The following is a 23,650-nucleotide window of genomic DNA, read 5'->3' as shown; positions in this document are numbered from 1 at the left end:
ACTGAAGCAATTTCGGGCAAATAGGGTTTAAACGACGAATTACAAATTTTACTGGTAAATAATCATATTTATGTCAAATTTGGATTGTATCTTTCAGCAAAATTTTAATTCATGGCCTATTTGGATAGAGTACTTGATCCGCCATCTTATGGTTGGATCAATAGTGAGGGAACGCTGAGTAAGCCATCTCCAAAACAACTTTTTAAAGAATTCTTTAAGCGATTAAATGTATTCCGATGTAAGAAAAACTGGTTGCCGTTTTTTAGCTGGGTAAGGGTGTTAATTCTAATCCCCTTATTTTTATTATTCCTGTTTAAGTTTTTCAGTCTAACACTCCTGCTTGTCTTCTTTGTTTATAGCATGATTTTAATGGGAACACACGGAACGATATGGCACCACCGTTATTGTACGCATCAGGCCTACACTTTTAAGAATAAGTTCTGGAAATTTATTACCCAGAATCTAACCATCAGTATGATCCCTGAGGAAATCTACGTGGTTTCACACCATGTGCATCATGCCAAGTCAGATCAACCAGGCGACCCATACAATGCTTCTGGTGGCTTCTTGTATTGCTTCTTAGCAGATGCAAATCATCAACCTATAGCAAAAGATCTTTCTGAAAAAGATTATAACAGTACGGTTAAATTGATGCGTCATACTGGAGTACATGCAAATACTTTTACTGAATACCTTAAATGGGGCTCTGTAACCAACCCTATGGTAGCGATTGCTCTATGTTTACTGAACTGGGCTTTCTGGTACCTCATCTTCTTCCTAATTGGCGGACATGCCATGGCTTGTACCGTATTTGGTGCTGCAGCTTTTTGGGCCGTTGGTGTACGTACTTTCAATTATGAAGGTCATGGAAAAGGTGAAGACAAAAGAAGAGAAGGAACAGACTTCAATACAAATGATATGTCTATCAACCAGCTATGGCCTGGTATTGTTGCGGGCGAATGGCACAACAACCATCACTTGTATCCAAAAAGTGCCAGAACTGGATTTTTAACACATCAGGTTGACCTTGCATGGTATTACATTTGGTCGGGAAAAAAAATGGGAATGATTACCTCCTATCATGATTCAAAACAAGAGTTTCATCTCCGTTTTGCGGAACCGTATCAAGAAAACAAGCTAAAAGATGCCCGTCAACAGCCTATAAAGTCTGGGGTATTGGAAAGAAATCAATAGAAATCCGGCCTACAAAACAATTATTCTCTCTGAGAATCAGTACAGATATGGTTAATTTCAAATCAAAATTTGCAGAACCATTATAGATTTGTACTTTTGCGCCGGAGAGTTGGCAGAGTGGTCGATTGCGGCAGTCTTGAAAACTGTTGACTTGTCAAAGGGTCCGCGGGTTCGAATCCCCCACTCTCCGCTAAGGTATCAAAACCTACAAAAAAAGCCTGAGATCTTTCGATTTCAGGCTTTTTTGTTTTGCGAAGATTACCATACTTCTACATCCATTTTCCTGTACACAATTCCCGATCGCCAATTTATTTTCTATATTTGAACTTAGCGCCACTGAAATTGAAGTTCCCTAACCAGATAAAAAAACATTGGTCTGCATTAATTGGAGATGAATTGCGTTATTCCATAGAATCCCGCATTTTTAACTCCGTCAGTATTTTTGCAACTATTGTAGCATCCATAAATGCCATCATAAATTTTGCGCTTGGCTTAGATTTATACGGCTATCTAATGTTCCCTTTAATTGCCGTTTTGTTATTTGGCTATTATTTGTCGCGATATAAGGGTAAATTAAACATCGCTATTGGAATATTTGCCATCACGTTTAACCTACTTTGCGGAGGAACTTATTTTGCGGCAGATGGATCCAATGGGGTTAACCTCTTTACCTTTATCGTCATCATCTTCATCCTCAGTATAGTAACTCCAAAAAAACAATTCTGGATATGGATACCATTAAACATCATTTTCCTGGCCATCCTTTTAACCATAGAATATTTGCATCCTGAAATGGTAAAAACAATTTATGTTGATAAGCAACATAAGCTTATAGATACCGCACAAACATTTTTTGAAGTGGTCATTCTAATGTCCATCATTACCATTTATATTAAAAAAAACTACAATCGGGAGAAAGAACTGGCAAAAAAACGCCTCATTGCTTTAGAAAACAGCAACCAAACCAAAAACAAATTATTTTCAATTGTTGCCCATGACCTCAATTCGCCACTATCATCTATAGAGAGCCACCTTTCTCTGCTGAATGAAATCGATATCAGCGGTGAAGAAAAAATGGAAATCGAAAAGCAACTGCTATCCTCTACCAGGCAAACCTCCGAAATGCTTCAGAATATATTGTCATGGGCCAAAGATCAAATGGACGAAATTAAGGTAAATCTAAGTTCAATATCTATTTATGAGACCTTAAAACATACGGTCAGCTTGCAAAAAAGCATAGCACAGGAGAAGGATATCAACCTAATTTTTTTGGCAGATGAGAACCTTAAGGTAATTGCAGATCCTGATATGTTGCAGCTCATTGTCAGGAATTTATTAAATAATGCCATAAAATTTTCTTTACCAGGTGGAACAGTGATACTCAGCACATCTAGTCTGAATGGCCAATGCATCCTATCCATAAAGGATGATGGCATTGGCATTTCGGAGGATCAACTGCCATTCATATTTTCTCTAAAGAGTAATGCTACTTATGGAACCAATAAAGAAAAAGGTGTTGGCTTAGGATTAAAACTAACTAAAACCTATGTTGAACTACAGAATGGAAAAATCTGGCTTGAAAGCGAATTGAATAAAGGAACCAATTTCTTTATCAGTTTAGATTTAGCTACAAAGTAGATTGTTAGCATCTTAACGCACTAAGTAAAAAAAGACAAAAATTTAAGCATACAATACGTTCATCACATAGGATTTGGATCCTACAAGCTCCTCTCTTAAAGCTTTATTGGCCAATCTGAGATGTGTTTTAACGGAGTTTATGGTAATTCCCATTTCTACAGCAGCATCCTTATATTTCTTTTTCTCCAGATAAACCAACTTACATACATTTAATCTTTGGACAGAAAGGTTTCTGAGCAACTGATACACTGAGCGCTCCGATTCACGGTGCTCAAGCTGATCATTATAAACCAGATCATCACAGCCTAACTTATACTGTTCAATCTGGTACTGCCTTCTCTTTTTTTTATTTAATACCACAAGGCATTTATGATACAAGCAGGTTTTAAGGTAAGCACCTAAATTTGAATTGATTTTATCAGCCAGTTTTTTATCCATTATTTCTATAAACAGATCCTGAACCTGGTCTTCAGCTTCCATACTATCCTTAAGGAGCATACAGGCCTGAGATCTGAGTGTATGATAATACTTCTGAAACAAATGCTCGTATGCATTTTTATTACCGTCTTTTAACAGCAATAAGATTAAGTCGTCATTTATTCTCATATCATTTGGCTTATCAAGTAAACATTGCCGCCGGATTTTACAACTCAAAGATTCAATATGAACGCAACTTTAACGTTTTAAAACAATCTTAACGCACTAAGTTGATTTTAACATTAAAAAAGACCGTACATTTTGGTGTATGATCCTGCTACATACTGTATTAAGTTCTATAAAAACTAGACTAGCGACATCGTTTACGGGGTTTATATTCGGTTACAATTACAATACTATAATACAAATTTTATTTCTAAGTGCATAATTTTTCAATCAAATTATGCACTTAGAATTCTTTCTCAAAAAACACTAATAACCGTAATCCTGCTTTAACTTAGGATTGGCATCAATCACTGCTCTCGGCAAAGGCAAAAGCTCACCATGGTTAGGGCGATAAAGTTCCGCTACATTCGTAACATACAATGCGGAAAGGGCTGCGATCCAGCTTACAGAAGTATAACCAGTTAACGCAGCAGCCGGAGCAGGCTCGTACATAGAGTTTTGCCAGATTAGTGTTGGGGAAGTGTTTCTGTAAAACCTCACCTGAGGCAGATTTTGATATGGGGCTTGTTTATTCAGCATCTTGGTAAGATTCGCTCTCGTTTCTGTGATTTTCTGATCCAAAAGGTTCCATCTGATTAGATCATACTTGCGAATCCCTTCTCCCCCGAATTCAAACCACCTTTCATTTACGATCGCATTAAAGAAGGCATCCTTATCGGCGGTCTGTTGTGGCGTTAGATTCGCTTCAGCTTTATTTGTCAAAATTGTAGCGGTAGCCGTGGCTAAGGTTCCATTTCCTCCAGTAAAAGAAATAACCGGAGCTGCTGTATAATTGTCACCAGCGCTGATGACGGTGATTTTTACAACTTTCCCTCCAGAGACACTGGCCACAGCAGCAGCCCCAGTTCCTGTCCCGGTAATCGTTACCGCCGGGATAGCTGTGTAGCCGGTCCCGCCATTCACTACATTTATAGTTTTGATCCCCCTAGCCCAGGCTCTCTGACGAACGCTATTCACAGCGCTAATGGCATCGGTCCCTGGCCCTGAATTAATTTCATTATCTGCCTCAGCAAACATGAGTAATACATCCGTGTAACGGATTATCGGCCAGTTTACACCATAATAAGAAGCTGTAGACTTCAAATCCACTACAGGATTCGAAATCCAGTCTCTTCTGAATTTACCAGAAGCCGCAGCCGGCAATACCGCCCCAAGTTTATTGTTACTTGGGTTAATGGTATAATCGGCGATGGTTACGGGCATTCTTGAGTCCAGCACATCAAAGGAGTAATAGTAAGTTGGCAAAACCCTTACCCCGCCCCCGCCTGCATTGGCACCAACGTTAGGCCCGTCAGAATTACCTAACCTTCCATCTGTTGTGTTCAGGCCTCCCGCCAGTGCAACTTCAAAAATTACTTCTCCGTTAGTTTCTATTTTATGTGCATCTATATTATCCTTAAAAACAGCTTCAAAGCTTGGGTTAAGCGCATGTTGTTTCGAATCAATGATGTCCTTACATTCGTCCCTCGCTATTTTATAATATTCGAGGTAATCGGCCCTCCGTTCCATTATACCTGAATTCCTTCTTAGCGAATAGCCTCCACAAAATAGTGCAATCTTCGCACGGATAGCCTTTACTGCTCCTTTAGTGATCCGCTCATCTATAGCAATCCCCGATTCCTTCCTCCATGGGACCAGCTCTTCTGCAATTTTAAGATCGTCTAGTATCCGGTTATAGATACTGTCACGATCTGTCTTTGTTTTAAATAGGTCTGTCTGATCTGCCGAAGGTTCAAATTGTGCTGGAACATCTCCCCAAACTCTGATGAGTTCAAAATAAAACTGTGCTCTTAAAGTCAGGACTTCACCGTGTAATCGCTTTAATGATCTGATGTCAGCGGCCGTACCATTGGTATACAGGTCCATTTTCGGAATGTTCTTAATGCAGATATTAGCGCTTTCAATGCCGCTAAAAAGCTGGTTAAATGGTCTTTCCAACTGAATATTTTCTGGTGCTGCATTATACCTGGCAATTGCTTTAGCTCCGTTATCTCCACCACCTGATGAAGTATTCCCGAAGGCAAGGAAATCATCCGCATCAACTGGATAAATTAAGGATAATCGGGAGCCATAGGCAGATTCTCCTGTAAGTCTTCCATAAACGCCCATTACCGCACTGGTAGCCGTAGTTACCGTACTGAAGGTATAAGCTTCATCAAAAAATGATTGTGGTTCAATATCCAGGTAGCGTTTACATGATGGTAGAATCAATACAGATGCAACCATTAGCATAAGCACAATTGAACGGGTGTAGTATTGTAATTTCATAATGCTATGAATTTAATTAAAGTGTAAGGTTAAGTCCGAATATGTAAGCTTTGCTTCTAGGATAAGCTGAGTAATCTACCCCTCTTGTAACCGGCGAATTTCTTATCGCATTCACTTCAGGATCATATCCACTATAATTCGTAATGACTGCAATATTATTTACCGTACCGTATAGTCTTAAAGATTTTACTTTTATTTTAGCCAGTAAGCCCGGTGAAAAAGTATAACCTAAAGTAATGTTATTGATGCGTAAAAATGATCCATCTTCTACAGCCCAGGAATGTAAAGTATAAGCTCCCGTGCCCTTTAAAGGTTGCCAGATATTAGCCCCTTTATTAATATCATTCAATATTTCAGGAGCTTCACCTATAGCGACCTGCTTTCCACCAACAGTTGCTGTTGTTTGAACAAGGTTACCAAGATTATCAATGGTTTTCCAGCGGTTACTCATAATGGACAGCATATTGTTGTCGGTTACAAATCCATTGGTAAATTCAATCTTATTGGCATTCATAATGTCATTTCCGATCACAAAATTCGCGAATATGCTTAGATCAAATTGCTTATACCTGAACTGTTGGTTAATTCCCCCAGAAAGTTTAGGATTGGCATTGCCTATGATCTTCCTGTCATTCTGGTTTACAACCCCATCGCCATTGATGTCCTTAAATTTGATACTGCCGGGTTGAGAGACCCCCGCAGCATCCAAACCATCCGGGATACCACTTTTAAGTGAATAGATTTTAGTTGCCGGATCATAGTTAAAATCCTCCGTTTTGTAATAACCGTCGGTGACAAAGCCATACATGGCACCCACCGCCTGGCCAACGCTAACCGCGTAATCAGGCTGTCCGGAAATCCCCCAACCCGAACCTTGCAAATATTCTTTTTGATAGGTAGAAAGTGAAAGAATCTTGTTCTCGTTATAAGAGATGTTAAAATTGGTTTTCCAGGTAAAATCTTTCTTACTGAGAATAGCAGCATCCAGTTGAAATTCAATTCCCTTATTTCTCGTTGAACCTACATTTTGCAGTTGGGCGGCATAACCGGAAGTTGAAGGAATTGGAACCGGGATTAGCAGGTCTTTAACATCATTTTGGTAAGCATTAAAAGTAAACAACAGTTTATTCTTTAATATTCCCAGATCCAGACCTATGTTTCTTGAAATTGTTTTTTCCCATTTTAAATTAGGATTGGCCAGTTTAGTAACGGTATAACCTGGTTGCATCACCTCATTCAGGCCATATGGGAATAAATTGGTTTGAAATGCGGATAAATAAAGATAATCATCAATCCGATTATTCCCGGCCTGCCCCCAGCTCAGCCTGAGTTTCATATCTGATATAAAATTAATCGGCTTCATGAATTTTTCCTGCGAGATTCTCCAGGCCAGTGATGCTGCAGGAAAATAGCCCCAACGTTTATCAGGCGCAAATTTTGTAGAGCCATCTGTTCTAAGAGAAAACGCAGCTAGATATTTACCCTTGTGGGAATAAGTGGCTCTTGAAAAGAATGACAAAATTTTACTTTCTAAAATCAAAGAGGTTGGAAAACCGGTACGCATGGTACCTAAATTCAATTGACCAAGCGCCTTATCAGCCGTAATACCTGAGGGAAAGCCATTTAACTGTGAATTGTTCTGACGAATATCTGTCTCATAAATCTCCTGTCCCAGTAAAAAAGTGAAGACATTATTTCTGCTAAATAAAGTATTGAATGTCGAATTTGAGAAGTTCAGCACATTTGAAACATTCAATACGCTTTTCTGTGTATTGATTACTCCTGCTACTGGAAGTCCTAAGCCATAAAATATAGATCCCGGAGTATTAATATCGTCAAATGAATCCACCTGAGCACTACTGTAATCATAACCTGCAGTTGTTCGGAAAGATAAATACCTTGTAAAATTATAATTTACATAGCCAGCAAGATTTATTCCCTTACTTCCATTGCTTCTATACTCTGCCTTATTCAATGCAATAGGATTAATGATAAACACACCATTTCCTACTGCATTTGTTTCGTTGTAATAGGCCTGATCAAAGTCTTCAATTCCAAGATTCACATTGGTGATAAAAGGTTTGTATTTGATAGTCTGCCTTAGTCTTGAGGTTTGTGTTTGTCCGGCGGCACTGGTACCAGCTCCCATAACCTCTTGCGAAATAAACCTTACGGTAGCGCCAGTTTTGAATTTATTGCTTGCAACGTGGTCAAATTTCAAGTTGGCTATATTCCGGTCAAAATCAGAGTTTAACATAATACCGTCCTGTATATTTTTGGTAAGGCTTATGTTAAAAGTCGTTGACTTGCTGCCACCTGAGATGCCAAAATTATGAGTTTGCATTAAAGCATTTCTACCAAACATTTCCTGTTCCCAATCTATCGCCGGGGTATTTTTGTAAACCGCAAGTGTATCGAAATAAGATCCATATTTCCTGGCAAAGCTAGTTTCTGCATTCACATTTCCTCTGCTTCGCTCGTACTGGTATTCTACAAAATCATATGGGCTCATTACCCCTAATTTATTCGACAACTTATTTATGCCCATAAAGCTGTTCACACTAACCACGGTTTTCCCCTCCTTTCCACCTTTGGTGGTTACAACAATGACTCCGTTTGCTCCTCTTGCGCCATAAATGGCTGTCGCTGCAGCATCTTTCAAAACATCAACAGATGCAATATCCTGAGGAGAAATCCCTGTCAAACCACTTTCTACCTGCATGCCATCAATAACATATAAAGGCGCATTATCCTGTGTAATGGACCCTCCTCCACGGATAATAATATTGGTTTCCGATCCTGGGGCACCTTCTGATGAGGTAACCTGTACTCCGGCCAAGCGACCAGCAAGCGCATCTGCCGCTGAAGAAATAGGAATATCCTTTAAATCATTTGCACTGATAGAAGAAACAGCTCCGGTAAGATCCCTACGTGTGACGGTTCCATAACCTACCACTACTATTTCATCCAGGACACTGGTTGATGCTTTCATTTGTATCTTTAATTCTCTCTGGGTGGTCACAGATACTTCTTGAGTCTGAAAGCCAACATAGGAAAACACAAGAATGAGGGCGTTACGATCTGCAATTTGTAAAGAGAAATTTCCATTCCCATCAGTCTGGGTTCTTTTCTGGGTACCCTTTACAACAACACCTACGCCAGGCATCGGGCCCCCTTTATCATCTGTCACTTTCCCTTTGATTATTTCCTGTTGCATAAAACTTGCCCGAACAGGTAGGTTAGTCAGCAAAGCAAGAACAATAAGCGAAAGCGAATACCAGCTACATTTTTTTTGATTCATACGAAATTAGATATTTGGTTGTCTTCACATATATAGATGTCGTTTCGCAGAAAAAAGGGTGAAGCAAAAAAAAATAAGCTGGCGCTTATTTTTTTAAATTAAAAGTAGGACTTACATCGTACTCGGGGCTCGCTACAATGGCGAATTTGTATTTATCACCTCGATAAAAAGATCTTTCAATTTCAACGACTTTTTCAGCATCGCAAAGCACGGCACTATCCAGTATAAAAACTGGGATTTGCTTGTCTACCTCAAAATTATTCTGTGCAGATGAGGCTTCGAGAATATCTACACCCAGTGTTTGTTTAATATCAGATATCTTTAGGTTATACTCCTCTTCGTATGTTTTGAAATAAGAAATCTCTGTAGAAAGTCTATCTATTCTCGGACATAATTTCAATGAAACATACCTGGTTTCGTCTTTCATCAGAATATCGTCTGCATAGCGTAACTGACGAATCTTTAACACAGGTCCGTCAATAATGTAGTGCTTACCTGCAATTTCGGAAGAGATTCCTTCATTTAAGATCGTTTTTTCAATGATGATATTTTTGGGTGTGAATCCTTCCGCTTTTATGCCCTCATTAAAACCACGTCTTGTAGAATTGATAGAGCCTAATGTACGTACTAGCTGGTGTTCTACAGTTCGGTTTAGCACAAATGTACCCTTACCCTTTATCCGCCTGGCATATCCTTTAGACTCTATTTCCAGCAAACACTTTCTCGCTGTAGTATTACTTATTTTATAATCATTGATCAACTCATTTTCAGAAGGCACCTTATCTCCGGGTAGCAATTCTCCATCTTTAATTTTCTCAATAATCTCTTCACTAATGGTGATAAACTTAGGTTTCATAAGGTAAAATTTCTTAAAATTAGTGATTTTTCGTTAGTATGTGTTACCTGAACCATTTCACCAGTTCTCCGCTGATCAGTTGATGGCCTTTCAGATTGGGGTGGTTTACTTGCGACATATATTCGGCCAGGTTTCCTTTTTTTTGTATGGCTTGAAACAAGCTAAACGGATCTGCCAAACCTACATGGTATTTTTGGGCCAATGCCCTAATTTGATCGGCGTGTGCGGATAGGCTTTTGCTATCCTTCGCAAAAATATCAACTCTTGTATCGGGCGAGGGAGTTAACAGGACTACTTTAACATGTGCTTCCAGGGCTTTTTGAATCATTTTCTCCCAGGCTTCCTTTGTTTTTTCAAGTCCCGCAGCCCTGTCATTCAGTGCGTAATCAATAAACAGGACATCTGGCTTATGTGGCAGCACATCCTGAGTAAAGCGGCTCTCCCCCTTTATTGCATTTTCTCCACCAATTGAAGTGGTAATCACATTGATCACTGCATAAGGATACAATGCTTTCAATTGTTGCAATAGTAGGTAAGGATAAGATGATAATGTATGTACCTCATGATTAGACCAATAACCTGAAGGCACCGAATGTCCGTGAAAGACGAGGTTAATGGTTCTGTTTTTCGGCCATTGCTTATTCAGTTCAGTTTTTATATCACTAAGGTAAGCTGAGGAATCAGCGAGCTGGGCGATACAGATCTGAATTGTCGAAACCAGTATTAATATGGATATACTTATTTTTTTCATATGATTTTCTCAGATTTTACCAGGCCAGTACCAGTGTTCCAGTTACATTCTTTAACAGGTAACTGTTTCCAAATTCTTCTTCAGCTTGCTGAACCTCTATTTTCCCACCCCGCCATGGATAAGCTGAACCCGGGGTAGCTTTTAATTTATCTTTCGTGATGCCGTCATCGGGGAACACCCTGATCACAGCGTTTTTCAATCCTTTGATCTCTATTCTCCTGCTTACGGTGGCATCTCCTGGATATGTTTCCTTTACAGATACAATCCCTTCCTCTTGTTCTACAAACACCCGGCATTCTTTATGCCATGCGGTTGGTAAATTATAGGTACTAAAGCCTTTTTCTAGCTTCGTTTCGAAGCCTGTAAGTAAAGGGGCACCTTGTGGAAATTTGAATACCTGTTTAGCCGTTGTACCGGGTACATATCCAGAAAAGTAAAAGCCATTATTGCTTCTTGAAAGCGTAAGCACTGGACTTTTTATCGCTGGACTTTCTTTTTCCAACAGGAAATAATAACCGAACTCCTGTAAGGCATATCGAAGATATAAAGGACCTGTGGCCCATAAAGAAGGGCTATCTGGTGTAAGTAATTTTTCATTTTTAGCACTGCTAGAACTTGTACCACGAACATAAACCAACTTTCCGCCATTCCATTCGGGTCTCGCTCTACTCCACAAAACCGCTCTCTGCTCCTCCCCTTGTTTTGCAGTCATCAACACATGTGTCGTTTTTTCACTTTTATCTTTTACCAGGGTACGTATACCACCGGCGGAAAACAGCGCTTGATGGAGCATTTTTTTCGGATATGGCTGTTCTAGCTGATCGCCTTGCAAATCCGTTTGTATTTGAAACTCACCCTCTAGTGGCGAAATATTTTTAAGATTAAGCAAGTCCAGGAACTTTTCGCTAGCATGATCCGCAGGACCATATATCATTACCTTACCCCCATTTTCGACAAACCTAATCAACTCCTTTTCCAAAACAGAGCCTGCATCCGGAACAACTGTAAGCAGCACAGACTCCTTAAAATAACCTGGTTTGCTTTTCATTAAACGGTTAAAGGATCTGGTTGAAATCACTGTATTCAAGGGAAATCCGTTGTTAATAGCCTGTCGAATAAACCAATCCCCGAAATACACTTCCTTTAACCTGTCTTTTTGCTTATAAGTCCAGTCGTGGTACTCATCAAATGGATATACCCATACAAATGGGCCTGCCACAGTTGGTGCATCGTACCTCGCTTTAAGAATATGCGGAATCACTTCATCAGGAACCTGTGCGGGTATGTTCCCGAAAGAGTTATCTATGGAAAGGAAATTAAGTTGTGTAGGTAAAGTTACTCCACCGTTTGAATCAATCCGACTAACTGCCATGGGCATATAAATGTCGTGGGGTTCACCGCCATACCTGTCAAACCAGGGACTGTTTACCCACCAGGGATCATGGGTATAATATCGAAACAAATACCTATTATCTGGCAATTCGGAAATTCTCGACATGTACCCGACCAGTTCCATACCAAAATCGCCATCTAGTGCTGCCCATGGAGAGTTAGGTGGCGGCAGCAGGTTAAAGCCCCCCTTATAAATTCCCCTGAGGTCTACACCGTCCCTAGCCAGGTCGGTACCCGTTGAAAGATTTGTCCCCCTGGTCTGCACTTGAAATCGAGGGCATTCCATGCGAAATATTTTCCAGAATTCCAGATTCTTAGCTTGTACCTCAGCCAGTTTCCCCGCATCAAATTCTTTCCCGTCAAATATTGCTCCTTTAGATGACCAGGCTTCCATTCCGAAGCCAAAACCATTGCTCAGCCACAGATAATCAAAGCCCATATCTTTTAAAAAATGGTAGCTCTGCCGACCGAAAAATCTACCGAAAGGCGTATTTGCAGGAATACCTTTAGGAAAGCCCGCGTAGGAGTCCTTGTCTGCATTTAATACTGAATAACAATTGACAAAAGATTTAGTCCCCATCGCATTGCCAAGCAATATTTCAGGGTGTTTTTTGTATTTAAAATCAGAGCGGGCAAATTCAGGCCCAGGATCAAACGTAGACCCCACCTTAATTGGCTTACCTGTTACCTGAGCACCCACTTCTTTTAACGTGTGAATGATTAATCTAAGGTCATTACAAGTAAAGTCGGGCGGGTTCTCCATATAAAGATAAGCTCGCTCATGTAAGGAGAGCTCCTTAGGACCAGAACCCACCGCGTGTTTTGTATTTGGATTACCGATGTACTTAGCCCATTCTAAGGGTTGATTTTGTTTTCCCTTGTAGTTTAGTATTTCGGAACCGTCGGAAGTCCAGAGCATAATACAGACTGTATCTGCATGCCTCAATAAAGACGACCATTGTGTGAACATTTCCCTGGCCACGCTTTTGATATAAGCCTTATCATTCTTCTTAAATGGCTTTAAGGATGTTTCAAGCGTAATATTTTGGAACGACTTGCCCTTTAGGGTATTGGCAGGAATAGGCGAGCCCTTATGTTTTATGCTGTAACAGCTATACATAAGGGAGCCTGTTATGGCAAGGAGAAAATAGCCGACTAATCTATTCATTAAACAATTACTGTTTCTATATTCAAATATTCTCCAATCTTCTTAATCGTTTCGGCATGATGGCCAACTCCCAATGCAAAATGATGAGTAGGTCCTTCTTTTACCCATTTCTTAAGGAAGGTACGTACATCTGGTTTAAAAAAGCCTCTTGTATTTGTATTTCCTGTAGGTGGAATAGGTCCTTCAACCGATTCTCCCTCAGCAATTACAAATTTAAACTTCCCTTCGTAAGTCGACGTAATGGAAAGCATGGTAATTGGGCCTTCTTTAATTTTAAATTCAACACCAGCACCAAAACCGGGTTTACCATGATACTTTTTTAAACTGCGTAACACTGGTTTTCCTTGTGCAATGGTGATGTTATGTGGACCATCGTGTCCAACTAAAATAAAGTTCTCACTAAAATCTACCGGATGGAACTCGGCAAAGCTGCCTCCTATACCCAAGCGGTCCATGATGAACATGGCAATGCAACATTTAAGATCTGATTCTCCGCACATCGGAAATCCCGCGCCAGTTAGCAATGAATTACCCACAATTAAATTGGTCATCACCTGTCTGGTTGTACTGTTATCCTCGCCTTCGTAATAATAAGCCAGTCCATCCAGTTTTTTGGTCTCCACAAATTTCTCCAGTGCTACTGATACACGAGCGGCCACCTCGAGGTCTGCGTCTTTTAATTTCTCCGAAATAGGATCCGATACGGGATCGGGTGTATCAAAAAAGTCAAGTATCCGCTTTTTCTCCAGTTCTACGTCGGCCACAGCTGTTTCTTCATACTTACTTACAATTTCATTGGCTTCACATTGTACAATGTGCAAACCAAAATGGGCAGTAAGCATTGTTGCATCTGAGTGCATGTCGAGCATAGCCTCTATAGGATGACCTATGTGACCAATTCGCGCTGTTTTCAAATCATGTAATACCCTTGCAATATTGCAATATTTAGCAATTTCTAGTTCTGATTCCGGATCATTATGCAGTGTACCGATAATCATATCCGGCACCTTTTTCCCCATCCTTACGGCTACACCTGCAAATTCCGGCAATGCACATATATCATCATTATATAGCTGCAAATGTGTAGAAGCGTTGTTATAATCTAGTGCGCTGTCTGGTTGTAGAGCTACCAGCACCACAGGCACATCTATGTTCTTAATGATCACACCAAAGGTGCTTGAAGTAGCATAGGTAAGCATATCGCAAAAGATCAGATCTAAATTGGCCGCCTTTAGTTTGGGCAAAAGTTCATAAGCACCACTTACCTCATCTACCATACCAAAGTCAATCACTTCTACTTTATTCTTCTGCACTTTTTCTATCAGCACCTCCTGTTTTGCCATGATCTGCTCATAAAGCCCCTCAAACTGGCTCCAGTATTTCACATAACCAACTCCAAAAACGCCGATTTTGGGTACGGTCTCTACACGACGTTTAATTACAGGAAGTAGCTTGTTCTTTTTATCCGGCTCCGTAAGCAAGGTTTCATTTAATTCACTCATAGGTTTAAGTTTAATATCTTGTTATTAGTTTTTAATGGCTTAGCGCCAGTTCTTCTTTAAGCGGACTTATTTTGGGTATAAATTTTAAAAGGATTAAAAACGCCAGAGGGTACATCAGGCCACAGATGATCCATAATGGATCGTAGGAATAATGTTGTACAACCAAACCGATCAGGGGATTGATCAGTAAGCCCGAAATTGCTCCCGCTGTGCCTGATAATCCCACCACAGTTGAGGTCCCATTGGTACCAAATACATCCGATATAGCCGTAATGTAATTAGTGATCCAGAAACCATGCGCAAACATCAATAAGCTCATTAAGGTAATAGCAAGTGTAACGGAAGATACACTTTGAACCATAATAGCTGAAAGCGTTAATGTAGCTGCAATTCCCATCACTATTTTACGTGCCCTGTTAATCGAAATACCATTTTTAGTAAGCCTGTCGGATATCCAACCACCTAAAATATTGGATATGCCGAGGGCTAAAAATGGAATCCATAACAACTTTCCAATCTCATCAAAGGAAACATTTCGTTGCTCGTTGAGATATTTTGGAATCCAAAACATGATGAAATAAAAAACAGGGTCAAGTAAAAATCGGATCAGTAAAAACACCAACGCTGTTTTATTACTCAGTATTTTCAGGAAGGAGATGGCCTTTTCTTTCTTAACCGGAGTAATTTCTGGCGTTCTACTACTTTTCCATGGGATAATTACCCAACAGATTACCCATAAGATACCCACTACTCCTGGTATGATGAAGCTCCATCGCCAACCAAAAGAATTGGAGATGAGAATGGTTAACGGAGGGGCCAGCACCGCACCTATTGCTGACCCGCCTATGGCTATACCGTTAGCAAACGCGCGTTCCTTCTTTTCAAACAATTCACTTACAGTTTTAGCTGCTGCCGGGAAGCAGCCACCCTCGCCTACCCCGAGCAGAAACCTGAAGATCAGTAATTGATAAAAGCTATCAATTACTCCATGAAGTGCACTGGCTACCGACCAGATCAAGACCGAAAAACCAAGCCCTATTTTACCACCAAACAGTTCCGTTAACCTACCACCTATTGTAAACATAAGCGCATAGCTGATCAGAAAACTGGTATTGATCATCCCATACTGAACATCATCAAGGTTAAATTCTTTCTGAATTTTTATGATCGTAATGGAAAGCACTTGCCTATCCAGGAAGTTTAAACCGGTAGCGACAAATACCATTATTAAGATTAACCAGCGGATATTATTTTTCATGAAGTTGTGGTTTATTGGTCATAGTAAACACTAATTCCCCGCCCTCTGCAAGTTCCTGATGACTGATAAAAGGAGTAGCTAATACTTTTCCATTAAATCTAACAGATTGTACGTATTTATTTTCTTCGGAAAGGTGATTTGCCTTAATTTCCAGTTTACGCAATCTGCTGTCAATATTAAAAGTCATCGTCAGCCTGGGAAACTGAGGAGCCCCAAGCGCATAAATACCAGACCCCGGAGTTACGGGATAAAAGCCCATTACACTAAAAATATACCAAGCCGACATTTGTCCGCAGTCATCATTACCATTTATGCCTTGAGGCTGATTCAAATAGTTTTCCCGGGTATGTTTTCTAACCAGTTCCTGTGTTTTCCAGGGCTGTCCGCAATAATTATACAGATAAGCATAATGATGCCCTGGCTCGTTGTTATGTGCATAATGCCCACCTTCAAAGTTTTGGTCCAGTTTGGCGGCGAATTGCTCGTTTCCTCCCATCATGCTGATCATTCCTGGAATATCCTGCATCACACAGAAAAGATAGGTCCATGGACTTCCTTCTGTAAAGCTAAGTTTTGTATCCCCACCCCAATTACCATTGTATTTTTTCGGCTCCATAAAGCCAGTCTTTTCATTGTACAGATTTTTATAATTTTCTGACCATTTCATCAATTTATTATAATCCTCAGTTTTATGGAGTCCTTTTGCGACCTGGGCTATACAATAATCATCCAGCGCATACTCCAGTGTTCTAGAGACAGATTCTGCAGTCCTATCCGATGGCACATAGCCGAGGGAATGATAATAACTCAAGCCCGTCCGCCCCTCAAAGCCGCTCCATTCTTGTCGGTCGTAGCCCCAGCTTTTTGTATCATGATCTGGCGGCACCATGGCGTTCTTTCTCATTGCCTCATAGGCCAGGTTCACATCATATCCTCTAAAACCTTTTATATAGGCATCCGCAATTACCGCATCAGCATGTGTACCAATCATGATATTGGTTTCGGCAGGGTTAGGCCACATCGGCAGCCATCCCCCCTCCTTGTACATTTGCAGCATCGAGCTGATCATGTCATTTACACGTTCAGGCTGGGTAAAAATGAACAAAGGATGTAGCGCTCTGAAGGTATCCCATAGGGAATAGTCATTGTAAGAAACACCTTTATGTACCTGATCATCAAAAGCACTGTAATATTTACCATACTCAGAAAATTCTCTGGGAAATAACATGGTATGATACATTGCCGTATAAAAAACACTGCGTTGGTCTGCCGTAACTCCGTCAATTCTAATTCGTTCTAGATTTTTCTGCCATTTGTCACGCGTGGTCTTTACCACATGATCAAAATTCCAATCCGGAATTTCCCTACTTAAGTTCTCTCTGGCCTGTTCAAGGCTGATGAATGAAGTAGCAATTTTCACAGTTAAGACTTCATTCTTTTTAGTAGGAAAACTAATGTACGCGCCTATCCTTTTGCCGTAGACTTCGATCTTATTTTTAAGAATAGCGTCCTCTGCCCAAACTCCATAATTTTTGATAGACTTATTAAATTTCAAAACAAAGTACCCCTTAAAATTAGGGAGTTCCGGACCAAGATTATAAGCTGTCCGATCAGGATTATAACCACTGATTTCCTGGTTTAGTGTATCAATATAGATGTATCCTTTGAGTTTAGACCGCTTATTGGATTTATTATGAAAGTCGTCTTCCACCGTATTTACATTAATACCCTGTATAATTAAATGGCTTTCTTTGGCCAGGGGATAAGTAAACTTCATTATCCCACATCTTTCTGTGGCAGCCATTTCAGCCTTGATCAACGCACCTTGCTTATTGTGCATTTTTACCGCATAATAGTAAGCTCTAGCGGTTTCCTCCTTGTGCGAAAATTTCATTTTACGCTGTTCTGGAAGTACAGCAAGCGGGCCAACCTGTGGCATCACAGAAACATACCCGTAATCGCCCATCCAAACTGTAGGTTGATGCGTTCCTATAAAACCATGGATGGTGGTGTCTTCATAAACATATGGCATGGCCTTCATCTTATTCTCACGTGTTTGTGCGGTAAAATTGGTCATCGCGAAGGGAGGCCCAACACTGGGCATCGTTCCTCCTTTACCTTTAGCAGGGGTTCCGATCAATGGATTTACTGCATCAACCTCAGCAACTGCCTTATTTTTTTGCTGAGCCAGGGCACAATTAAAAAGTAAAATAAAAATGAGTAAAGAATTTCTTGTTATGATCATCTTATGATACAGAGGGTATTTAAAAAGTAAAAGGGTGAAGCTGTGTTAAAAATAATTTCTACCTGATGAATTTTAACCTGGCTGCATTAGTATTAGTAGTCAGTATTGCGATATGAATACCCGGTTTTATGTTACTGACTGGCAGGGTAAATTTGTTATTCCCCTTCTCCAACCTGACTTTTGTTGTTATCAAAGCTTTACCGTTAAGATTGTAAATACTCAGATCGGCCTGTTCCGCCTTATCAGAATTCACAGAAACATCAACCAGCAATTGATCAGAAGGTGCATAAACTGACAGTTTAAGAAGATCCTTTTTTTTGGCAACTTTGTCGGTAGTGGCAACAGTAGTTGTAACAGATTTAGAGACTGGTGATACCAATGAAGAAAGCGCTCCTGTTATTACGGGACTTGTGATCAAAATGTTATCCAGATCTATGATTCCTGTTCCTGCTATAAAAGCAAATTTTAAGTCGCTTAATGTTACATCCGTGGCACCATTGCTCAATTTCTCATCGAATATCTTCACGTTACCAACCCATAAATCCCACTTGTCTGCCGCCAGTAATTCATCCGACCCATCCGGAGCAACGTAACTTACTGTTTTCGAAGAATTGTTAATCACCCATGTAAAGGCTTGGGTACCGCTAAATACAGCTGAACTTAATGCGCCGCTAATGTCTCTGAAACTGAACTGTCCTACTGTAGGTGCAAAATTTATACCCAGTCTGGAATGTAGCAAGGCATTATTTTCAAGCGGTGTTCCGGTTAGTGCATTATTACCATCGACAAAGCCTTTACCTACCTGGAATACCGCAACCTGGTTTTGAGTGAGCCCGGCTGTATTTCCAGATACTGTTACCTCTGCTTTGTACTGAATAACTTCGGGCACCGGCGAGAAGTCTGTTGTTCTGGCAAAGTATCCGTAATCTGCAGCTGCAGATCTATTAAACCTGAGTTTATTGCTGTTAATAGATACGATGGTTCCAGTACCAGTAGAATTTACGGACGTAAATTGTCCATTATCCGGAGTTGCGCTAATGTAAGTCGGCAAACTTGAGGAAGAATTAAAGTTCTGGTTAAATATTTCTGAGGACAAATCTGCGTATTCAAAAAAAATCAATGGATCAGCATAATTCCCCCGTTTAAAATAACCACTGTCGGTATGATTTGTCTGGTTTAGTAATGTTCCGTTGATATAAAAATTATTAAATCTGAGGTTCGACTCCTTATTTGTGGCGTCATAGCCATTAAAATAACTACTGAAACTAGGATGTGTGGAAGGTATTTTACCATGAATGTTTTTAAACAAAAAATTCCTGATGTTGATCGGATATTTAATGCCACGGTCAATGCGCAGATCAATGAGCTTTAGCACTTCGGTATCAAAATAAATATCCTGAACCACAAAATTCTCTATTGCTACGTTTGAATTTCCAGAGACATTCCCCATGTAATTGATAAAGCCTGAGTTCTGAGTTTGCGGTAATACCCATTCGGCATGGATCACGTCGCAGTTCTCGATCAGGTTTGTTCCATTGATGTTATGTGGGCGCCAGCCCAATTGTATGATACTGCCACCTCTTAAATGCCAAAATACACATTTGTCTATTTTAAAATTTTTGCTCCCATTGGTTAGAATACCATCGTCGCCAACCCGTACAAAACAATCCGTAACAGTAGCATCAGATCCAGCCAGCGTAATTCCATCATTGTTATACCTGAACCCATGGATCTTTAAATTTTTGGCCAGGGAACTATCGCAAGAGAGCACCACATTAAAAGCCGTTCCGTCTACCAGCGTGATTCCTTCTACACTGTGTTTTTTTCCACCACTGATGACTATTGATTTATACCAGTCGGTAGAAACAGGATCATATGGAGGGGTAACTTTGGGATAATGAAAACCCCAGAGGTCGTTTGAAATAATACCACGACCATTAATTTTCAATGATAACGTTGTTGTTACCCGGTTGGCTCCTATATACCCCCTTACATAAGCTCCGCCACTAATATAAACCTGGCTAACAGTGGCCGGAATCCTCCAGTAGTGGATATTGTAAACGCCTGGACCAAAATATACAATGGTCTTTCCGGCAGGCACAATTAAAGTATCTACAGTACTCACCTTGTATACATTAGCAGCAGTTGAATCTGGTATATCTGAAGCCTCTTCAAGGGGGTCTGCAAAGATCATCAGGGCGTGCTGATTTCCTGCATCGTCATCAAACTCAACAGAAATCTTCCTGGATTGACTGAGGGTAAAAGTAACCTGTTTACCTCCGGTAACCGATGTGGTTGAAACAGTCCCCAGTCCTACTCTGTCGGGCCGAAGCGTAGCTGACCCTGCTGTTGAACCTAGCTTGGTAACCGTTATAGTTGCCGTACCAGAAAACGAAAACGTAGTAAAATGAAAGGTTTTACCTTCCTGTCCCTGCCACTCCCATAATGGCGCTCCCGTACTGGCCCTGCTCACATAAACATAGCTGTCTTTTGTCTCGCTGCCTGAGGTTACAGAAACCTGGTACAAATCTGATTTCTTCTCAAAAGCAGCAGTTGGTTCTGGATAGGTAACCAAAGTTTGACCATAGCTAGCACCACCTATTAGGATAAAGGAAAATGTTAAGCAAACGAATAGCTTCGTTAAAATAAATAAGGATTTCATAACGTTAATTTGAAAGGTCTGTAAGCTCGATATTATCAAGATCTATAATCCCAGCGCCTTTTGTAAAAGAAAACTTAAAGTTCTTTAACAATTGATCGGGACCGGTAGCTCCTTTTTTACTTAGTGCCAACGTGTTGTTTATCCATAGGTCAAACCGATCTGCTGCAAGATTCTGAACCTGGCCATTAGGGCCTGTATAATCCATCGGTGCTGCCGAATTGTTAATCACCCAGGTAATGGTTTTTGTTCCGTTTACAACAACAGATTCTTGCTTTGCCCCAATATGTCTAATGGAGAAATCACCTTCTTTTGTACCGAAACTAATTCCTATTAGAGAATGAACAGCCGCCTGGTTCTCGTATGGAGTTCCCGAAAGCGAATTATTTTCATTCACAAAACCACTCCCAAACTGTAGGGCTGCAGCGGCTTCCATCGCTGTATTTTTTGAAACGCTAACGTCAAATTTCAGTGCTAATTTTTGTGGAATAGGAGAAAACTCAACTGTTCTGGCCAAAGAACCGAAATCGGCATTACCTGTCCGGTCGAACCTAAGTTTACCCTGCTCAATGCTAATCTTAACTCCAGGGCCAGAACTAGTAATCGCTGTAAACTGCCCCTTATCAGGTTTATTTTTAACATAATCCTTGATTTTTGAAGACGCATCAAAATTCTGAGATAGTTGTTGTGCAAGTGCTGTGTGACTGAACAGTATTACAGCACAGACAAAAAGTAATTTTTTCTTCATCATATTTGGTTTTTTATTTGATTTTTAACGTGTCCGTTCTGAATGGGACTGCGGGAAGTCCCTCTTTGTTGTAGAAGTTGATCTTCCCCGGGTTGTCTTCAAAGGCGTACCTTACATATAAAGGTTCTTTGACCTGATCAGAAAACACGATGACCCGGTCTCCTTCAATGCTGGCATTCGCTCGGTAAAATTGATAGTCCTTACCCGCCACACAAAAAGCGTTTAACCCGGCGGTGCCGTCTTTATTGATCAGGCCGGTGCCGACATTCGTATAACGAATGGTCAAACGATCGTGTATGCGTGTTACAGATTTAACCTCCGGACCGGAAACAGTGAGATCATCCTCTCCATAAGCGATTTTTCTGGCCAAGAGGGCTAATCTTTTACCAACATCCTGTTTATTTCTAGGATGAATATCAATTGCGTCTCCGATATCATTGATAACTACTGTACCTGCATTTTTCAGTCCTTGCCCTACTTTTGTCTGAGCCTCCTGCACAATTGTCCATGCTGAAGGTTCGGGATTACTTTTCACCGGATTAAAGTTTGCGAGCTGAACAATCAGGAAGGGTAGTTTTGGAGCATTGAATGAAGTACGCCAGTCCACAATAAGATTACTCAGCATTTTCTCGTAGTCATAGCACACAGAATTTTTAGCATTATCCTCTCCCTGGTACCAAAGTACTCCCTTTACTCCGTAGTTAAAAAACGGGGCGATAACAGCATTGTAAACCAAGGTAGGATACTGATGTTCAAAATACTCCAGTGGCATCAAGGGGCCTAAAACTCCCGGATTTTCATAAGTTTTGCCTTGTTTAAAAAGCCATGTACCTTCCAACGAAATATTTTGCTGAGGTGCTGTGTTGATGATCAACTTCGGTTTATAAACCGGCTGAAAACCAGTACTTCCATTTTCATTGTAAGAGCATACCAGTATTTCGTTGCCCCCCTTTTTTAGCATTGCTTTTGGTATTTTATAATTTGCATTGTACCAGATGGAAAACTGTCGACCAACAAACTGCCCGTTTATAAAGACCACACATGACATTTTAATTCGCCCCAGATCGACATTAACATCCTGTTCAGGTAATTCATTCAGCACAAACTCCTTCTTATACCAACTGACGCCATTTTTCACTTTTAGCCCCTGCTGTTCCAGGTATCCTGGAACAGCTACATTGAGCCAATCGCCCGTATCAAAAAATGCAGGATCTCTCGAAAGCTTCAGATCTTGTGAGATATAATCCGTAAGCGCATAAAATTTCAATGCCCATTTATGGTTGTCCAATTTATATTTCTGTTTCAAATCATTTATAAATGTTGGGGTAATCGCTTCAATACGCTCTTTGTATTCAGGAAAATCCTTTAATGCTGCCGGGCTCATAAATGTTTGTATAGGCGAGCCACCCCAGGAGGCATTGATTATCCCAATAGGAACCTTGTTTTTCACATACAACTCTTTTGCAAAGCAAAATGCGACTGCAGAAAGCGCCTGAATTGTAGCCGGACTGCATGGTACCCAAGTGCTTTTTACGACATCCTTTTGTGGGACTTCTGCACCCACTCTATTTGCATCCAACTGCCTGATTGAAGAATAATCGGCATCCTCCTTTTCCTTAGCAAAATTATTTATCGCACTCATCCTAAAATTCATATTGCTTTGCCCACTACAAAACCATACATCTCCAAATAACACATCTTTTAAAATAATGCTGCTTTGTACCGACACGATTTTAATATCGTAAGGACCACCTGCCTTTGTTGCTGGTAGGTTTACCGACCAGGTGCCATCTTCCTTTACAGGGGCTGTATAAGTCACATTGTTAAAAGTAACTCTGGTAATAGATCCTGCATTGGCCCAGCCCCAGATCTTAACTGGCTGTGCCCTTTGCAAGACCATATGATCAGAAAAATATCCCGGAATTCTGAGTTGAGCATGTACAGAAACAGAAAATAACAACGGCAAAAAAAAGACCACTAGTTTTATAAAGAACCTCATATTTATAT

General features: G+C 40.4%; 14 protein-coding genes and 1 tRNA gene. 3 read left to right on the top strand and 12 right to left on the bottom strand.

Annotated elements, in window-relative coordinates:
- Positions 1 to 111: 111 nt before the first annotated feature.
- From BLS35_RS11285 to BLS35_RS11275, 3 genes are all read left to right on the top strand, one after another.
- Entirely contained in the window at positions 112 to 1,194 is a 1,083-nt protein-coding gene (locus BLS35_RS11285) for a fatty acid desaturase (RefSeq protein WP_090780921.1), read from the top strand.
- Positions 1,195 to 1,297: 103 nt separating this feature from the next.
- Positions 1,298 to 1,384: transfer RNA gene (locus tag BLS35_RS11280), tRNA-Ser, on the top strand.
- 131 nt (positions 1,385 to 1,515) lie between these two features.
- Entirely contained in the window at positions 1,516 to 2,832 is a 1,317-nt protein-coding gene (locus BLS35_RS11275; RefSeq protein WP_090780919.1) for a sensor histidine kinase, read from the top strand.
- 42 nt (positions 2,833 to 2,874) lie between these two features.
- On the opposite strand, the gene BLS35_RS11270 is transcribed toward BLS35_RS11275, so the two are convergent.
- The 12 genes from BLS35_RS11270 to BLS35_RS11215 form a co-directional block, all read right to left on the bottom strand.
- Positions 2,875 to 3,438 (bottom strand): sigma-70 family RNA polymerase sigma factor, encoded by a 564-nt coding sequence (locus tag BLS35_RS11270; protein ID WP_090780917.1) that lies wholly within the window; start codon positions 3,436 to 3,438, stop codon positions 2,875 to 2,877.
- Positions 3,439 to 3,741: 303 nt separating this feature from the next.
- On the bottom strand, positions 3,742 to 5,763 hold the full coding sequence (locus BLS35_RS11265) for a RagB/SusD family nutrient uptake outer membrane protein (RefSeq protein WP_090780916.1): 2,022 nt from the start codon (positions 5,761 to 5,763) through the stop codon (positions 3,742 to 3,744).
- A 16-nt stretch (positions 5,764 to 5,779) separates the two neighbouring features.
- Entirely contained in the window at positions 5,780 to 9,064 is a 3,285-nt protein-coding gene (locus BLS35_RS11260) for a SusC/RagA family TonB-linked outer membrane protein (protein WP_090780914.1), read from the bottom strand.
- 85 nt (positions 9,065 to 9,149) lie between these two features.
- The gene (locus BLS35_RS11255) at positions 9,150 to 9,920 is read right to left on the bottom strand and encodes a GntR family transcriptional regulator (RefSeq protein ID WP_090780911.1); all 771 of its coding nucleotides are present in this window, start codon (positions 9,918 to 9,920) and stop codon (positions 9,150 to 9,152) included.
- 43 nt (positions 9,921 to 9,963) lie between these two features.
- Complete coding sequence (locus BLS35_RS11250; RefSeq protein WP_090780909.1) at positions 9,964 to 10,671, bottom strand: SGNH/GDSL hydrolase family protein; 708 nt, start codon at positions 10,669 to 10,671, stop codon at positions 9,964 to 9,966.
- A 16-nt stretch (positions 10,672 to 10,687) separates the two neighbouring features.
- A complete protein-coding gene (locus tag BLS35_RS11245) occupies positions 10,688 to 13,231 on the bottom strand; it encodes a hypothetical protein (protein WP_090780907.1) in 2,544 nt (847 codons plus the stop codon).
- Positions 13,231 to 14,733, bottom strand: coding sequence for an L-fucose/L-arabinose isomerase family protein (locus BLS35_RS11240; RefSeq protein WP_090780905.1), 1,503 nt, complete (start codon positions 14,731 to 14,733; stop codon positions 13,231 to 13,233). The genes BLS35_RS11245 and BLS35_RS11240 overlap by 1 nt, the downstream gene beginning before the upstream one ends.
- A 31-nt stretch (positions 14,734 to 14,764) precedes the next feature.
- On the bottom strand, positions 14,765 to 15,991 hold the full coding sequence (locus tag BLS35_RS11235; protein WP_090780903.1) for an MFS transporter: 1,227 nt from the start codon (positions 15,989 to 15,991) through the stop codon (positions 14,765 to 14,767).
- Positions 15,981 to 18,236 (bottom strand): GH92 family glycosyl hydrolase, encoded by a 2,256-nt coding sequence (locus BLS35_RS11230; RefSeq protein ID WP_090780900.1) that lies wholly within the window; start codon positions 18,234 to 18,236, stop codon positions 15,981 to 15,983. Before BLS35_RS11230 ends, BLS35_RS11235 begins: the two co-directional genes overlap by 11 nt.
- Positions 18,237 to 18,294: 58 nt before the next feature.
- Entirely contained in the window at positions 18,295 to 20,898 is a 2,604-nt protein-coding gene (locus BLS35_RS11225; RefSeq protein WP_090780898.1) for a T9SS type A sorting domain-containing protein, read from the bottom strand.
- A 4-nt stretch (positions 20,899 to 20,902) separates the two neighbouring features.
- Positions 20,903 to 21,646, bottom strand: a complete 744-nt coding sequence (locus tag BLS35_RS11220; RefSeq protein ID WP_132225948.1) for a hypothetical protein — start codon at positions 21,644 to 21,646, stop codon at positions 20,903 to 20,905.
- A 10-nt stretch (positions 21,647 to 21,656) separates the two neighbouring features.
- Complete coding sequence (locus BLS35_RS11215; RefSeq protein WP_165973242.1) at positions 21,657 to 23,642, bottom strand: sialate O-acetylesterase; 1,986 nt, start codon at positions 23,640 to 23,642, stop codon at positions 21,657 to 21,659.
- Between the last annotated feature and the right edge of the window lie 8 nt (positions 23,643 to 23,650).

The organism is Pedobacter sp. ok626, assembly GCF_900100435.1.
GTDB lineage: Bacteria > Bacteroidota > Bacteroidia > Sphingobacteriales > Sphingobacteriaceae > Pedobacter.
Note: the sequence above shows the minus strand (reverse complement) of the source record. Positions and strands in the feature narration are given on the sequence as shown.

Coding starts and splice junctions, on each gene's coding strand:
- BLS35_RS11285 (WP_090780921.1), top strand. CDS start 112: ATGGCCTATTTGGATAGAGTACTTGATCCGCCATCTTATGGTTGGATC.
- BLS35_RS11270 (WP_090780917.1), bottom strand. CDS start 3,438: ATGAGAATAAATGACGACTTAATCTTATTGCTGTTAAAAGACGGTAAT.
- BLS35_RS11265 (WP_090780916.1), bottom strand. CDS start 5,763: ATGAAATTACAATACTACACCCGTTCAATTGTGCTTATGCTAATGGTT.
- BLS35_RS11260 (WP_090780914.1), bottom strand. CDS start 9,064: ATGAATCAAAAAAAATGTAGCTGGTATTCGCTTTCGCTTATTGTTCTT.
- BLS35_RS11255 (WP_090780911.1), bottom strand. CDS start 9,920: ATGAAACCTAAGTTTATCACCATTAGTGAAGAGATTATTGAGAAAATT.
- BLS35_RS11250 (WP_090780909.1), bottom strand. CDS start 10,671: ATGAAAAAAATAAGTATATCCATATTAATACTGGTTTCGACAATTCAG.
- BLS35_RS11245 (WP_090780907.1), bottom strand. CDS start 13,231: ATGAATAGATTAGTCGGCTATTTTCTCCTTGCCATAACAGGCTCCCTT.
- BLS35_RS11240 (WP_090780905.1), bottom strand. CDS start 14,733: ATGAGTGAATTAAATGAAACCTTGCTTACGGAGCCGGATAAAAAGAAC.
- BLS35_RS11235 (WP_090780903.1), bottom strand. CDS start 15,991: ATGAAAAATAATATCCGCTGGTTAATCTTAATAATGGTATTTGTCGCT.
- BLS35_RS11230 (WP_090780900.1), bottom strand. CDS start 18,236: ATGATCATAACAAGAAATTCTTTACTCATTTTTATTTTACTTTTTAAT.
- BLS35_RS11225 (WP_090780898.1), bottom strand. CDS start 20,898: ATGAAATCCTTATTTATTTTAACGAAGCTATTCGTTTGCTTAACATTT.
- BLS35_RS11220 (WP_132225948.1), bottom strand. CDS start 21,646: ATGATGAAGAAAAAATTACTTTTTGTCTGTGCTGTAATACTGTTCAGT.
- BLS35_RS11215 (WP_165973242.1), bottom strand. CDS start 23,642: ATGAGGTTCTTTATAAAACTAGTGGTCTTTTTTTTGCCGTTGTTATTT.